We start from the raw sequence: 15,639 nt of genomic DNA on the forward strand, positions 1-15,639 counted from the left end.
AACTTGTGGGGATACTTTGGAGTCTGTTTAGGTTGATTCAGGTTTAAGAAGGTTTATTAACGCCTATGTCTGGTTCAAGCGGGCTTATTGCTGGTTCAGGGGTGTTCCTGAAGGTTTGTCTGCCTGGCGGATTAGTATTCCCTGATTCTTGATTTTTTTTCATCATCTGAACTGGGAGTAGAAAATTTAAAGCTGCCGGGTTGGCTCTGAACCGATGCTGTATGCGATGGGATCGGTGGCTCCTGCTTAGCTGATGCTTTTTTCTTTCGCTCGCGTTTTAACACAGAGTTCAGGCTATTCAGGTTAATCTTCTCAATTGGTACCTCCAGCTCATCGGCCAACCACTTACGAAAAAGGGAAGCAGTATTCAAGACGGTCATTTGCTCCCGGTACATCTCCAGTATCTTGCCGTAGATACCGTAGGTGTTCTCCAATAGGTGTTTCCTTAGAAAATCTTTGTACATCATTTGAACTGTTTGTTTTTTTGCCTGGATTTTTTTTCAATTGTGCCATTGCTTGTTTTACTACCAGTTTTTTGTGTGGCCTTGTAATGCTCTTTATACCATGCGAGCTCCTGTTGTATCATCTTCTTTTCTTCTCTTTCCTTGTTTACGCCAATGGCAAAAACTGTGAAGGCAGCAATAACAGCTAGGATGAAGCCAAGTCCCCATTGGCCCATGCCGTGCCAGAATGCCTGCCAACGGGGATGATCGGGATCTACCTGCAAGGATTTTTTAGAGTATTGTATTTGCGTTGCCATTTCATCCAGCTTTGTATGCATCGGCATAAACTGGCGCTTCACCTCCTGCAATAAAATGGCAAGAATGGTAAGCGAAGTTTCATCCAGCTCTATACCATATTGTAAGAAGATCGCTGACCTTAGTTTTTTTAAATCAGTCCGGGATGTTTGCATGCTCTTATATTTTGGATAATTCTTTCTGCATTTTTATTTTTTCGACAAACTGATAGGCTTCCAAGCCCTTTCCTTCGCTGACTTTTTGGAGAATGCTCCGGTGCGGGGCTGTGGTACTATCAAAATCTCCAAAAAACCGGATGGCGTTTATATGGTTTTCTGCTACAGATCCGAATGTTGTCAACTCTTTGATGAGTTGTGGAGTGCCGGAAAACGTGCTTTCATTGATATAGATGTTGGTTTCAAAAGCACCTCTATTCAATAAGACAATTTTTTCCAGGTATTGCGTACAAGGTGCATAAGCGCTGCCGCCTGCAATCACAACATTGAACGTAAATTTTGCGTTTAGCTCATCCTGCACAGCCTTAAATTCTCCGATGGTATAATCTTTTGAAAACAGTGATGGCAGTTGGTCGCTTTCCGGGGCGCCAAAGTCCAGGTAGAACGCGTCATAGTCTTTCTGCGCTAACTGGTACAGGTTTTCAAACAGCAACTGGCGATCCAGTTTCTCACGTTGGTCAAGTAGGCTCATGGTGGCAAAACGGGAGGGTGTTTTACCCTGTAGAAATTTTAGTTGTTGACAGCTTGATTTCACGGAACTGTCAAAATCCACAAAATAAGCCCTGTCATTATCCTGTTGTTTTAAGGCTTGCAGATACGTAAGCATTGATTTACCGGCACCCCCTTTGGCCTGGATGTTAAATTGAAACTGTTGCATTGTTTAATTTTTTTTACTTTAAAAATTAATATTGGAGCAAAGGGTATAAAATCAAAGCCCTCTGCCTCTCTGCGTTCTTTGTTGCTGCTGCTGTTTGGATTGAGCGATCAGCCATTCATTCAAATCATCACGGTACTGGTATAAATGGCTGCTGTCGGTGTATTTTTCCGACTGCGATTCTTTATTCCAGGCAAGCGCTTTTTGTGTGTATTGCCTGCCGGAAATCCCCCGGTCTAAGAACAGGGAGATCGTATGGTGCTGCTCCATCAGGGAGCGGCTTTTCTCAAGAAACGAAAGAGAATTAAGCACCAGGTAATTGGTCAAAACCAAACCCGCTTGTGGTCGTATAACGGCAAACGATAGAAAATCAAAGAAGCCCTCGAATACGGAAACTTCCTGTTTGCCATTGTTAAAAAAAGCAATGTCTTTTGGTGAGCTACTACCTTTAAAGGTTGGGCTTCTCAGTTCAAAACCTCTCGATCGATTTTCAAAGCCGATCACCGTTTGCTGTTTGCCATACAGTGAAAAGTCAACTTCTTTGCAGTATTGCTGCGCGATATGGAGGGGGATTTTTCTTTCTTCCAGATAGGAAAGTAGCGGAGTGCTTTGTAAAGGCCGTAAGCCGGTAATAATGATTTTTCCCCTGCCTGGCTCTTTCTTTTCACCAGCCATAGCCATGAGCGTAGGGTGTTGTTGCTGGTGAAAAGAAAAATTGCTTCCAATATTTTGCTCAATAATTTTTGTTGCTGCTGTTTTGGCATCGCAACGGAAAAACCTGGCAGCAAAATCAATGATGTTGCCACCTTTACCTTCACCATGGTCGTAATAAATATTACGAGTACGGTCAACTTTGAAGGAAGCGGTGTGTTCATCTCTGAATGGTGATCTATACCAATAATCCTGCCTCGTTATTCTATCCGGCATAAAACCAAGCGATGCTAACAGGGCTACCAGTTCCACTTTCTTTGCTTCTTCAAATATAATTTGTGAGGACATATTCTTTTATTTTTTACTGGTTATAGTGTTAGCAGAAACAGGGAGGTACGGTGGGTACTCTGGTTCAATGATGGGTTTGTGGCCTTTTTGTTTGAGATAGGCCAATACTTCGGAGCGAAGAAAATACACCCGACCTCTTTGTTTATGGCAGGGCAGGCCGCGTTTCATCCAGTCATGCAGGGTAACCAAAGAGATGCGGAACATACCAGCGATCTCTTTACGGGTTAGTAAGGGTTCTTCACCTTCGGTTTGCGTTGGTTGTGCAGGAATTTGCTCTAAACATTCCTTTATTGCTTCCTTAATCCACCTGCGAAAATCTCCCTCGTTGGGAATAAATAGTGTATCCATAAAATTGATTTTTATGGATGCAACATGGATCAGATTTTACCCAAAGTCAATGATGGATGGAGTATGGATTTTTTGGGATTAGTAATAAATCAGTTACAACGAAGTTCAGGCAAGTGGACGCAGGTAAGGGAATAGTGAAAGGGTAAATAAAAAGAGCTTCATCAGTAAAAAAAATCTTCCAATGCCTGAATAAGCTGCTTTACTTTAGGGCTTTTATAGTTTATTAATTCATTTTGGCTGCGGGCTTTCCCTTGCAGTGTATTTAATTTTAGATTCTTAAAGGCTTCAAAGTGTAAAGCAAGTATCGCCGCAATATCTGTATCCGAAAACTTTTTAAAAAGCTGTTCACCCTTTTGCAAGGACGAAGGGGCCTGAACGTTTTTCAGTAGGATCAGCAGTTGGATCATCAACATTTCATGGTTGCGGTTATTCAATTCAATACTTCCGGTACTAAAAGAGTTGGTTAGTTCCCTTAGTTCTGTATCGGCTGTTTTCATAATCTGGTCGATATGGCCGGATAATTTTTCTACCAATATTTTAATCTGCTGGTCGGTATTGGCTTCTTTTGTCGTGCCGACCTCCTGGATAATAGATTGAACACCCGCAGAAAGTTCCTGTTTTAAATCATTTTGTTCCTGATTAATTTTCTCCCGGATCTGGTCATGCAATTCGGATTGCTTTTCAGTAACCCACTCAAGGGCGGCGTTTAATTTCCTTTGTTGGTGGCCTTTTCTTTTCAGCCTGTCGTTGATCTCATATTTAAGAAATCGAAGAAAATCAGCTTTATCCGGATACAGGCCATAATGAAATTCAAGATACCGGATAATATCAAATCCTTCGTATTCATACAACTTGTTGAAGATTTCGTTTACATAGCGTATTGCAAATGGCTCTTTAGGGAAATACAGATAAAAGTTCTGCTCATAGTCTCCAAGCCGGTAAACAAAATAGGCAGTAAACCCTCCCGGAGTAGCAGAGTATCCCGACCGGAAACCGAATGTAGCCAGCATATTCCTAAAAATCATCCGGGAAAACAACCATTTTCTTATATTCATATACTAACGTTTTTCTTAGGAAGAAATATTACTACCTAAATTAATAAAAATTATACATTCCTGAACAGGCATAAAAATGCCCTGACAGCGATAGCCATCAGGGTGTCGCCAGGATTATTAATACTTTAGACTGCTTTTAATGTGGTTTTATTTCGTTTTGTCCCTTTCGTGAAGGCCAGCAATTTGCCGGAGAACTCTTTCTTTACAGCATCTTCATAGTCGCCTAAGTAAATCTCGGTAGTCGTTTTGGTGGTATGCCCCAAAGCCTCCTGGACATATTCTGTGCTCGCTCCGGATCGTTTGGTAATAGTAGCATAGGAATGACGGCACACCATGTTATTTACCTCTTTTTCTATCCCTAATTGTTTGCATATTCTTTTCATCCCGTCACAAATAAACTTGCACAGCCACTTAACACGAATATGCTGTTGTAACGGATCTGCCTCTTTATCCATTATAGGAAATAGGAAATTATCAGGACTTTTGTCCTTATTACCCCATTTCTCAATAGATTCCAACATATCCTCGTTGATGTATGCACGGATCAGTTTCGGATCGTTGCGGGTTTCACGTTCCGTCTTGGCTCTTATAAAATGCAAATACTCTCCGTAAATATCTTTAAACTTTAAGTAAGCTAAATCTTTGGGATTCATCCCGTTTCCAAAGTAGCAGAAAAACCAGTAGGCTTTTGCCCGTTGGTCTTCCGGTCGCTTTGGCTTAGATTCATATAACCTCCTAATATCATCAAGATCCAGAGACTTTTTAACTCTCCTGGAGGTGGGTATCTGATATTTTCTTCTCCCGAATGGGTAACACAGATCACGTTTGATGATTTTATTTTCTATAGCCTCATTAAATACTGCCCTTAATGATCTTAACTTTATTCCTACAGTTGTTTTAGTACATTTATTTGTATCTATCATCCAATGTTCATACTGGTTCAAATAGCTTACCGTTATTTCTGTAAACCGAACATTACCTTTGAAGCGTTTCAGGCAATAATAGGTATCCTGGTAGTTAAGCGCATTCCCAATTCTTCTTTCCTCAATTAGTCGTTTTATGTATGAAACAAACGTATAAGAAATATGGTACATGTTCGGATGCTTTTCATCCAAAATTTTAAAGCGTTTTTTATATGGCTCAAAATCAAAATCTGTACTATTGTTCTCTACCGGTTTCTCTTTTAGCTGCTTTTGCTTAAAGAGCGGATTGTCTTTTATAAACTGTTGTTCGAAATAAGAAAGATCAAAGGGGTGTAATTCATCGGCAAGTTTCTTCGCATCGGTCTCTATCTTTTGAATATTGACGCGGATTTGTTGCAATTCATTGCTAATACGGGGTGCCGAAAACTTTTGATAATCCTCTGGGGATAAATCATAGATTGTTGGATAATAGTCGCATTTTCTATTCAACGTTACTCTTAACTTCAATGGATAAACACCCTCTTTTTTCGGCCTTCTTGTGTCCTGAACAATTACAATACTTACTGACATTGTGAAAAGATTTTTAGATTAAAAAATCCTTCCTGATAAAAATTTGCAAACAGATTTGCAAACAATCAGAGGTTAAACGCCATATAAATGACTTTTAACGCAAGTAAGTTATTTTTCTTAAATGATTGAAATATAAACAATTAGGATAAACCAAGTGAAATCCGATTAAATGAAATTAGATATTTGATACGCCTCAAAATCTGGTTTCCGCAAGGGAGTGCAGGTTCGATTCCTGTTCTGGGCACTTGATTATCAATTGAATAAAGAGACTCGCGAAAGCGGGTCTTTTTTATTGCATACGATTTGGGATCACGTTGAATATTTGGGTGATCGCAAATTAGTTTTCCATTGACAGCCTTACTGCCCAAAGGCCACGTGTGAACTGGCCGCTGGGCTTTCCTTTTAACAACAGCTCATCAAATGACCAGTAAGGGCTAAAGTCTGACTTAAGATGATCCGCCATATAAGCACCCAGCTCGTTGATATTTGGCGGATTGTCGTCCTGCGTTACCTCGTCGGAAAGGTATAATACAAAGTCCAGGAAGTCTTCAGGTGATCCGCTGTCTTCGGGAAGCATTTTATTAATGCAGTTCGTTCAGCATGTTACAAATAGATGTAACGCGAACTTACTCATTATTCCGGCAAATAGCGCCAGGAACAATGCGAAAACATACAATTTCTCAATCGCTATACTAAATTTTCATTTCTGCCTGCAACAGCCTGATAGACCGCCGGGGAGGATGGTTTTGCATTCTATATCAATCGAGTAAGATGTTGTAGAATACTTTCGGATTAGCCACCTCTTTGTCTACCCCTATTTTCTCAGCCCCTTGTATAGATCCGTTAGCCGGTATATCGGGGATTGGAAAATCCACCGCGGGGCCACCTTTATTTCCGTCCCTGACTTCAAGCCAAAGCCTGTAGCCATAACTTTCCTTATAAGCCTTATCTTTTAGGTTTTCCAATTTATATTCCACCTCGTAACTGCCCCCCAAAAAAGTATTTTTTAATATAGTTACCTTAAAGTCTTCCGGCTTAAAGTTGTCATCTTTAATGGCGTCGTTATCTTTATTGCAGGAAATGAAAAATAGGAAAGCTAACAAGAGAAACTGTCCTCTAAAAATGAATTTCATAAGAAAACATGTTTTAGTTAAAAGTGACTACTAAGGGTGCCAATGCTGACTTACGCAAGTATTATGCCAATTGAATTGTTTATAAACAATACTGAAATACCAAGGTGGGATATAAAGACGATAGACCTTGCGGCTTTATTTATTCAGGGCATATTTCAGATTGTCAAATAACCGCTCAATCAATCGACGGTCCTTGGTTATAATTTCGGCGGCCCCTTTTGCCTCATGCCTGAAGGCGATCGGCTTGCCATAGTTGGTAATAAGCCCTTTTGGAAATTTTACGGTAACCAGGTAAGTTTCAACATTTCCCTGTTGTGTTTTTTCTGTATTAGTGGTGAGCGAAATGTTGTTTACTATTCCGGTAATAGATCCATACTCGTTGTAGGGAAAATCGTCCAGCTTTACGATCACTTCCTGTCCTGTTTTTACTTTACCAGCGCCCAGCGCCGGAAGCGCTACCTGCCCATATGGCTCATTGGCATCCGGTATAATGGTAAATACGGGTTCCTGGGCCTGTACAAACTGGTCATCTGTCCAAAACCGCAGGAACTGCACCTGCCCTTTAAATGGAGCCTTGAATAAATACCGTTGCTCCCAAAGTGTAATATTATCAATAAGATCATTGTAAGCTGCCAGCAGCGCAATTTCCAGTTCTTTGCGCTTTTCATTTTTCTGCACATCCACTTCCGTTATTTTACTGAGTGTTTGCTGTGCCTGTTTTTCTGCATCTATCTGGCTGCTTCGGGCATTAGCATACCCGGATTGGGTACTTAGATATTCCATTTTTGTCCGGTCCAGTTCTGCTTCCGCGGCTACTTTCCCCGCATATAAAATAGAATCCCGTTTTAAAAACTTTTCCGAGTACTCCAGTGTGCTTTTGTTGATATTGATCCGATCTGAGCTGTTCCTGACTTCGTTCATCTGGTGCTCACGCAGACTCCGGAGGCTTTGGATTTGTTTGTCATACAATTTGTTGTTGTTAAAATTGGCCATCTGTTGCAGGCTGCCTAAGAAACCATAATACCTGGAAGTGAGATCTCCCAGCGCCACCCTGGAAGGCAACGTAGCTAAAATGGAAGTGTTGTAACTGTCATTAGGATTGTAGTTTTTTAATGCTTCCTTAATCAGGCATAGCGTATCATAAGAAGTGGCACTTTCTATATAGCCTACTATATCTCCGCCATTTACCCGTGACTGCGATACGGTGCGGTTCAGCTTTATTTTACCCGCACTGTTCGCAACTAATTTTATCGGAGCTACCGGTGTATTGATGGTTACCTGTCCTTTTACAATATCCGGGTACCGGATGATCCAGCCAAAGAATAGAAGAAGTAAAAAAATGAATACTACAATCATGCTGACCCGCCATCCAAACTTTGTGGGCATGCGCTCAATAATATCCCTTACTTCTTCAGTACGCTCGGTACCCCGATATCTTTCTGTATCAATTTCTTCCATTGTGTTACTTTCAAAATGCTTATTGTTCATCCGGTGTATCGGTTTTTACGTTTCCAGGAATCGTCAAAGGAAGATTCTTGATCTCATTGGTTACCAATTGTGTTTTTTCCGTCATTATGGTACTGCTTAAATCCAGCTGTGATTGTACCAACTGGAAATACCTCCCTTTTCGTTGCATCAGGCTTTCATGATTGCCCATCTCAACGATAAGCCCATCCTGCATTACAATGATCTGGTCTGCTTTACGTATGGTGCTTAGCCGGTGTGCTACAACAACGACCGTTTTATCTTTAAACACATTATCCAACGCAGCAACTATTTTCTGCTCATTAAGGGTGTCCAGGGAGTTGGTGGCTTCGTCAAAGAACAGATAATCCGGATCCTTATAAAGTGCCCGTGCTATTAATATCCGTTGTTTTTGACCGCCACTTAATCCGCGTCCTTGCTCACCCATCTTGGTTTGGTATCCTAACGGTAGCTTTTCGATTTCTGCGGCGATATTGGCGGTATCCAGTGCTTTTTTCAGTTTTACGTAGTCTACCTTTTCGTCATCCAGCACAATATTATTTAGAATAGTGTCGTTAAATATTTTTCCATCCTGCATTACCGCTCCGCATTTGTCTCTCCATTGTTTCAGGCTGACATTATTTACATTCATATTGCCGATAAGTATTTCGCCAAAAGAGGGTTTGTACAGGCGCAGTATCAACTTTAACAGCGTGGATTTTCCGCTGCCGCTGTCTCCTACGATCGCCGTTACTTTTCCCTCTGGTATATGCAAGCGGACATTCTTTAAAACAACAGGAGATTGTGGCGTGTATTGAAAGGAAACATTGCTGATGCTTAAGCTTTTGTTTTCAGGAAGGTTAATGGGATTTGTGCCCACTTCTTCATGCTCATCTTTTAACTGATGTATTTCATTAAGTCGCAGGAAGCTGATTTTTGCGAACTGGTAGGATAGGAGAAACTGTATAAATTGTACTACCGGCCCGTTCAGCATTCCGATCATAAACTGGGTGGAGATCATCACCCCAAAAGTCATGTTCCCTTTTATGACGGCCGTGGCGCAGAAAAATGTAATGGCGAGATTCTTAGTATTGTCAATAAACTGTGCTCCGGTATTTTGCAGGTTATTGATGTTAAGCGATCGTACATTTACCTTATACAGCCGGGCCTGGATATCCTCCCATTTCCAGCGTTTGGGTTTTTCATAGTTATTGATCTTTATATCCTGGATGCCACTGATGGTTTCTACCCAGTAGCTTTGGTTTTTGGATACTAACTCAAAATATTCCCAGTCTAATTTCTTGCGCAATCGCATAAAGCCCATTACCCAGACGACATACAATACGCTGCCTGCTAAAAATATATAGAAGATAGTGGTATTGTAAAATAAAAGTATGATGCCAAACGCTATGAAGGTAAGCGTGGAGAAAATCATGTTAATAGAATTGTTCATAATAAATGAACGGATACGCTCATGATCCTGTGCCCGCTGCAATATGTCGCCCGTCATTTTGTTTTCAAAGAACGTAATAGGCAGTAACATCAGCTTGATCAGGTAATCAGAGATCAGGGCAATATTTACCCGGGCTGTTACGTGTAGCAATATCCAGTCCCTTGCCATATTACTTAACAGGATGCTGACATATATGGCAATATTGGCAATAAGTACAATATTGATGAAATCAATGTCATGGGTCTGTATGCCCACATCTATAACTGCTTTGGAAATAAAAGGAAGCAGTCCCTGTAGTGCTGTTACAACCAGCATGACTACAAACAGGTTGATAAAACTTTTCTTATACGGGCGGAAATAGCCAAGAAAATTTTCAAAGGTCTTTTTACGCTCGCTACGTTCATCGCCTCTACGTTGATAAAAGTCAGCCTGTGGCTCCATTGCCATCAAAACGCCTTTGTCTTTTTCGGCTTTCTTGATCCATTTTTTTGAAAACTCTTCTTTGCTGTAACGGATATAGCCCTTGGCAGGATCTGCAACATAAATACCGGTAGTACGCGGATTGGTTTTATAAACTACAATGAAGTGGCTGTTATCCCAGTGCACGATTACAGGCAACGGTACTTTTATAATTAGTTCATCAATTGTGCATTTTAACGAAAGGCTGCGCAGACCAAGACCTTCAGCTGCGTGACTAAGGCCAAGAAAGGAGACACCTTCTTTACTGATTCCGCATTTGTCTCTTAAGTACTGCAGGCTATAATATTTTCCATAGTACTTAGCAATCATTTTTAAGCAGGCAGGCCCGCAATCCATCATATCCAGTTGCCGGTCGCAGGGGAAACGATTAATCATATTTGGTTTAATTTATTAGAGCGCTCTGCGCGGGTAGTGTTTAGCCGGCGTTTTTATTATAAGAAATAAGTAGCTGGAATTTAGTGAAGCCGTTGGAGAGCGTATGCAATAATATCGTTGATGTCGAAGTCATCAGAAGTTAGTTTTCTTTTCATTTTTTGTTTAAAAATATATCCTCGAATGTTAAGCATGTGTTAATCGGGTGATTCTGTTATAAATTATATAACTTGTTTATAGGTTTTTATAAATTTATAATAATAATTATATTTATACTTGTACCGGCTTAGCCATAAATCCAATTTTATTAAACACTAAGATTAAATTACTATGAGAAAAAAACTAAAACTTGCCTTCGATGACCTTAGTACAGAATTGTTAGTCATTGAAACCTCAGAAGAACTAAAGACAATAATCGGTGGAGCTGCGGTTGATGACCTGATGTTCCTTCTGGTTTCTAAAGGGTTTACTTTTACAGAGGATGGGTATGGCGGTTACTATGGAACGGCACCCGGAGGGTCTCAAAATGAGTATCAATTTTCTGCTCACCAGGATTATGATTTTGGCTCAGATTGGGGAGGTTGGGCGTATGTTTATAATGGTGGAAGCGGTTCAGGGGAGTTTGATCTTGGTACGAGCCCCGGAACTACAGATTGTTTGCCGCTGGCCCTGGACGCGCTTATGTCAGGAATGATTAATCCTCTTGAAAGAGGGATGATTCCTACTTCATTTGCATTAGATGCCTATGATCATCATAATGGAACGGATAGCACCACTACTGGGGTCGATCCTTCCGATTTGTCCAGTGTTCTTGATCTTGCAGCGGATATGAATGGATTTACTGCAAAAACCAGAGCGACCGGAGATTTGCTTAACTTTTTTGAGACCCAATATGAAGACGCTTCTGAAATTAAAATAGAAGGTGTGGGTTATTATAACGTACCTGGAGGAGGAAGCCATGCTGTGAATGTGACCGGCTATTATAAAAATGAAGATGGCGACTGGTATGTCAAATATGAAGACAAACAAAATGGTGGCGGCCTACTTCAAAAACCCGCATCTGAAATGGTCGGTCTTACAACCTTGAGCCCCAAATAATGTATCCAATGCTTACAGTATTGAGGTGTGCAAAAGCATTATTGTTTTTGCTTGTCGTTGTTTTTTCATCGGTACTACATGCGCAGCGTGAGATAGTTGCTTATGGGGCCATGCCCGCCCGTATATTACCGGCGGACTCGATCCAGAAGAATTTGGACGTTGTTTCAGCAAAATTTTATCAGCCCGAGGATAGTCTTTATACCACAATTGATGACAGGTATCGTCGATCTTTTTTTTCTGGAGGTTTGTGGAATTCCAATACACGTAAAAACAGAGTCACCATCGGTTATTCCGTAAGACCGTTTATAGACAGCGTCTCTATTAACTTTAGAATTATTGAAGAGACAACAAAAATGTTGGAAGACATACCGTTGGCTAATCAGGTAGCCCGGGATTCAATTTTTGAAACGGAATGCAATAGATTGATCACTTTTCGAAGAACACAAAACAAGTTAAGGCATGAAGCCATACCTTGCTATGATAGCGCGAATGTATTTTTTAATTTACCACAGCTTGATAAGCATTTACTAAACGCCGACAGCGTTATTATGCTCCGTTTCGTAAATCCAACAACCGTTTCTTGTGCTGTGGGCTTAAGTAAGGAAGTTATTATTTATAAGAGACGGGTCGGGTATCTGGTACTTCACTACAACTTATTTCATGAAGCAAACAGAAAAATCTCCTTTGAAGAAGCCTCCGATCTGCTTGATGAGTTCATTGAGAAAACCTGGGGCATGATCAGGTTTAAGAACGGGCAGCCCGGCCGGGAAAAATAGGTTTATGGAAACTACGCGTATCAGAACTTACATCTTAAATTTAGAAAAAAGGACCGATCGCCAGGCACATGTCTTAAATGAGTTTAACGGGCGGGACGAGTTTAATATAGAACTTGTCCGCCCTGTTAAACACGATATTGCTGCAGTTAGTTTGTGGAATACCATCAAGTATATTCTCCGGGAATTAGTAGACTCAGCAGAAGAGCATATCTTACTTTGTGAAGATGATCATCAGTTCACAAAGAATTATTCAAAAGAACGGCTATTTGAAGCAATTGCAGAGGCAAAAAGTCTTAATGCAGATATTCTGTCTGGTGGGGTTAGTTGGTGGGAAGATGCCGTACCGATCAGTAACAAACTTTTTTGGGTCAAAAAGTTTTCAGGTCTTCAGTTTACAATCATTTTTAAAAAATTCTTTTCAAAAATATTATTTGCGGAGTTTGGAAATATGAATGCTGCGGATTACAAGATTTCAGGACTTTCAAATAAGAGTTTTTTCTGTCATCCATTCATTTCCACTCAAAAAGAATTCGGATACTCAGATGTTACTACAAAGAACAACGGTTCCGAAAGAGTAGAAAAGCTTTTTGCAATGACTGAACAGAGATGTAACCATCTTACTTTTTTCTCAGTTTTTTATAAAAAAATAAAGCCTACCAGTATTAGCCCAGGTATAGCAGATGACATAACGATTCCGACTTACATAATTTGTCGAAATATGGATGAGCAGACAGCATTGCATATTCAAAGACAATTTATAGGGAAAAATGAGTTTGAAACCAGCCTGGTTCAAGGCATTACAACCGACGATAAGGAGTTGGATTTATGGAAAAGCATCAAACATGTTATATCGATTGCAATTGAAAAAGAAGATGATATTATTGTAGTTTGTGAAGATTCTCACGTATTCGAAAATTCATACAACAGGCAACATTTCATACAAAATATATTGGAAGCACACTATCTGCATACTGAAATTTTGTGCGGAAATGCTACTGATCTCGGTATGGCATTACCAGTGGGTAACAAATTTTGGGTTGACCGGTTCTCGGGAACAACTTTTTTTGTTTTGTACAAGTCGGTTTTTAAGAAAATACTTAATACGCCGGACAGAAGTACAAGTCTCTTTTATCACTTATTATCTTCCTGTAGTAGTTATAAAATGGCATTGGCTCCATTTGTGTCGTCTGCGAACAATGAATTGGCGAATCCGTCCCTGAATCAATCTGAAGCATCTAATTCGTTTACCCGGGTTCTTAATAGGCTTGACGTTTTATCTAACGCTGAAAATTTCCAAAAAGGACAGATCTGGATGGAATAAACGGTTACGCTTTCTTTTTAAATTTACCAAGCTCAGATAATATCTCTTTTACATTTTCCCCGATATATTGCAGATCACTAACCGGCTCCGGGAACTGTTTTGTTTCGTAGCTGCAGAACTGCCATATTTCCAGTATATCGGCGGCCGGGACCGTATAGGGTTGAAATTCCCTATTGAGCGATAGGAGTGTCGCAAATGTTTTTACCTTGAAGAACGTTTTTTTCATTTTGATGGCCCCGCTAAGCGCTTAAATATCGGGAATATGAATATGACCTGACTTTTGTGATTTTAGAACGGAACGCGGATGCCAGGCCGTCACTGATTAAAATCATTTGCGCTATCCGTAACTTCATTTTCGCCTCTTTATGTGTCAGTATCGGCATGGGTCTATTTTCCTAAAATCTTTTTAGTTACAAATTCACTGAAAAAGAAATCCCTGTAAATATTTCCAATGGGAATTTCGTTAGCGCCAATGTACACCGTGTTATTATCAACAGCGTTGATGTGCTTAACATTAATGATATATGATTTGCTCACCCGCACAAACATTTCCTTTGGTAACCGGTCGTAGATGGTCTTAATATTCATAGCGGTAATTACCTTCTGATTTTCGAGGTGCATCACCACATAATCTTTTAATCCCTGGATAAAAAGAATGTTGCTGAAATATAGTTTGAAAATCCGCCGGTCTGCTTTTACAAAGAAAAAATCGTCTGTGATCCGTTCAATATTGTTGTTGAAATAATCAGCTGCAAGCAATTTGGAATAGGTGTGTGCTTTTTCAACTGCTTTTTGAAAACGCGCTGCTTTTACAGGTTTTATCAGGTAGTCTATGGCGTCTACTTCATAGCTGTCAGTAGCAAATTCTGAATAGGCCGTGGTAAAAATAACAAATGTCTCTTTTGGAATCGTGCGCGCAAATTCAATACCGTTTATTCCCGGCATTTGTATGTCCAGGAATATTAGGTCAACGGTATTGTTCCCCATAAAATCAGCAGCCACACCGGGGCTGTTGAATGAACCGATCAATTCCAGGTCGCCTGTTTGGTCAATCAATATCTCTATAGCCTCTCTTGCCAGCGGCTCATCGTCTATGATAATACAATTCATAATTTTATGGTTAATGCTGCACAGTACGTTTCTGTGTCGTCCTCAATAATCAAACGATGTGTTGCGGGGAACAGCAGTTCAAGCCTTCGCCTGATATTTGCCAGTCCTAAACCGCCGGCATTACCGTCCGATTTCAGGATAGGTTTTGAATTAATGCATTTAAAGAAAAGTTCATCGTTTCTGACATCGAAATACAGGTTTACATAAGATGGTTTTGTCGCATCATTGTTGTGCTTTACAGCATTTTCCACGAAAGAAATGAACAGCAACGAAGGAATTTGCACGCCGCTCAAATTTCCTTCTTTTGAAATCAGGAAATCAAAACGATCCCGCCTTACTTTTTCCAAATTTAAAAAATCTTCCAGGAAATGAATATCCGCCGTCAACAATACCTTCTCTCTTGCACTGTCATAAAGCTGGTAGCGCAGTAAATCGCTTAGCTTCATTAAAACCTGCGAGGCTTTTTCGGGGTCTTTCTTCGTCAGAACATTGGCATTGTTCAACATATTAAATAAGAAATGCGGGTTGATTTGGTTTTTCAGTTGTTCTAACTCTGCATAGGTTTTCGACTGTTCCAACTCGTAGATCAATTGCCTGTCCATCATTCCTTTCTGAAAGAGTTTTATGGAAGAGGATGCCGCTAGCAGTAACAGGGTAAGGAAGGAGAAAAGTGGGATATTCAGGCCATGTTCTTTATTAAAAGGATTGAAAAAATAACCACAAATAGCTACTATCACAAGGATGCTGATCACCGATAGAATGTATTCAATGTTTTTATTCCGGAACAAAAGCTTTGGTACCAGCACATACATATTTACATAGAATAGTATAATGAAATATACCAGTATCGTTGTCGGACTGGCAATTACGTAAGCGCTGTTGTACAATACAGTACCTATAAAAACAATG

17 protein-coding genes are annotated in these 15,639 nt (G+C 40.2%); 3 read left to right on the forward strand and 14 right to left on the reverse strand.

Annotation, left to right across the window (positions count from 1 at the left end; genetic code table 11):
• Positions 1-131: 131 nt before the first annotated feature.
• The 11 genes from K7B07_RS16835 to K7B07_RS16885 form a co-directional block, all read right to left on the reverse strand.
• Positions 132-467: a hypothetical protein gene (locus K7B07_RS16835; RefSeq protein ID WP_223711685.1), complete on the reverse strand. Its 336-nt coding sequence runs from the start codon at positions 465-467 to the stop codon at positions 132-134.
• Entirely contained in the window at positions 464-913 is a 450-nt protein-coding gene (locus tag K7B07_RS16840; protein WP_223711687.1) for a hypothetical protein, read from the reverse strand. Before K7B07_RS16840 ends, K7B07_RS16835 begins: the two co-directional genes overlap by 4 nt.
• Before the next feature lie 4 nt (positions 914-917).
• On the reverse strand, positions 918-1,631 hold the full coding sequence (locus tag K7B07_RS16845) for a hypothetical protein (protein ID WP_223711689.1): 714 nt from the start codon (positions 1,629-1,631) through the stop codon (positions 918-920).
• Positions 1,632-1,682: 51 nt separating this feature from the next.
• Positions 1,683-2,627: a toprim domain-containing protein gene (locus K7B07_RS16850; RefSeq protein ID WP_223711690.1), complete on the reverse strand. Its 945-nt coding sequence runs from the start codon at positions 2,625-2,627 to the stop codon at positions 1,683-1,685.
• A 6-nt stretch (positions 2,628-2,633) separates the two neighbouring features.
• A complete protein-coding gene (locus tag K7B07_RS16855; protein ID WP_223711691.1) occupies positions 2,634-2,975 on the reverse strand; it encodes a helix-turn-helix domain-containing protein in 342 nt (113 codons plus the stop codon).
• 161 nt (positions 2,976-3,136) lie between these two features.
• A complete protein-coding gene (locus K7B07_RS16860; protein ID WP_223711692.1) occupies positions 3,137-3,826 on the reverse strand; it encodes a hypothetical protein in 690 nt (229 codons plus the stop codon).
• Between the two features lie 329 nt (positions 3,827-4,155).
• The gene (locus K7B07_RS16865; protein ID WP_223711693.1) at positions 4,156-5,523 is read right to left on the reverse strand and encodes a tyrosine-type recombinase/integrase; all 1,368 of its coding nucleotides are present in this window, start codon (positions 5,521-5,523) and stop codon (positions 4,156-4,158) included.
• A gap of 337 nt (positions 5,524-5,860) precedes the next feature.
• The gene (locus K7B07_RS16870) at positions 5,861-6,100 is read right to left on the reverse strand and encodes a hypothetical protein (RefSeq protein ID WP_223711694.1); all 240 of its coding nucleotides are present in this window, start codon (positions 6,098-6,100) and stop codon (positions 5,861-5,863) included.
• 181 nt (positions 6,101-6,281) lie between these two features.
• On the reverse strand, positions 6,282-6,656 hold the full coding sequence (locus tag K7B07_RS16875) for a hypothetical protein (RefSeq protein WP_223711695.1): 375 nt from the start codon (positions 6,654-6,656) through the stop codon (positions 6,282-6,284).
• 135 nt (positions 6,657-6,791) lie between these two features.
• Positions 6,792-8,144: an HlyD family secretion protein gene (locus K7B07_RS16880; protein ID WP_223711696.1), complete on the reverse strand. Its 1,353-nt coding sequence runs from the start codon at positions 8,142-8,144 to the stop codon at positions 6,792-6,794.
• Positions 8,134-10,428 (reverse strand): peptidase domain-containing ABC transporter, encoded by a 2,295-nt coding sequence (locus K7B07_RS16885; RefSeq protein WP_223711697.1) that lies wholly within the window; start codon positions 10,426-10,428, stop codon positions 8,134-8,136. Before K7B07_RS16885 ends, K7B07_RS16880 begins: the two co-directional genes overlap by 11 nt.
• A 327-nt stretch (positions 10,429-10,755) precedes the next feature.
• Between K7B07_RS16885 and K7B07_RS16890 the strand changes: the two genes are divergently transcribed.
• Genes K7B07_RS16890 through K7B07_RS16900 form a run of 3 tightly spaced genes read left to right on the forward strand, consistent with a single transcriptional unit; the run spans position 10,756 to position 13,620 of the window.
• Positions 10,756-11,523 (forward strand): hypothetical protein, encoded by a 768-nt coding sequence (locus tag K7B07_RS16890; RefSeq protein WP_223711698.1) that lies wholly within the window; start codon positions 10,756-10,758, stop codon positions 11,521-11,523.
• Positions 11,524-11,531: 8 nt separating this feature from the next.
• Entirely contained in the window at positions 11,532-12,299 is a 768-nt protein-coding gene (locus K7B07_RS16895; protein ID WP_223711699.1) for a hypothetical protein, read from the forward strand.
• 4 nt (positions 12,300-12,303) lie between these two features.
• Complete coding sequence (locus K7B07_RS16900) at positions 12,304-13,620, forward strand: glycosyltransferase family 25 protein (protein ID WP_223711700.1); 1,317 nt, start codon at positions 12,304-12,306, stop codon at positions 13,618-13,620.
• Between the two features lie 4 nt (positions 13,621-13,624).
• On the opposite strand, the gene K7B07_RS16905 is transcribed toward K7B07_RS16900, so the two are convergent.
• The 3 genes from K7B07_RS16905 to K7B07_RS16915 form a co-directional block, all read right to left on the reverse strand.
• Positions 13,625-13,846, reverse strand: a complete 222-nt coding sequence (locus tag K7B07_RS16905) for a hypothetical protein (RefSeq protein WP_223711701.1) — start codon at positions 13,844-13,846, stop codon at positions 13,625-13,627.
• Between the two features lie 161 nt (positions 13,847-14,007).
• Positions 14,008-14,730 (reverse strand): LytR/AlgR family response regulator transcription factor, encoded by a 723-nt coding sequence (locus tag K7B07_RS16910; protein ID WP_223711702.1) that lies wholly within the window; start codon positions 14,728-14,730, stop codon positions 14,008-14,010.
• The gene (locus K7B07_RS16915; protein WP_223711703.1) at positions 14,727-15,482 is read right to left on the reverse strand and encodes a sensor histidine kinase; all 756 of its coding nucleotides are present in this window, start codon (positions 15,480-15,482) and stop codon (positions 14,727-14,729) included. Before K7B07_RS16915 ends, K7B07_RS16910 begins: the two co-directional genes overlap by 4 nt.
• Positions 15,483-15,639 lie beyond the last annotated feature (157 nt).

Origin of the sequence: Niabella beijingensis, assembly GCF_020034665.1 — a bacterium.
In the GTDB taxonomy this organism is placed as follows: domain Bacteria; phylum Bacteroidota; class Bacteroidia; order Chitinophagales; family Chitinophagaceae; genus Niabella; species Niabella beijingensis.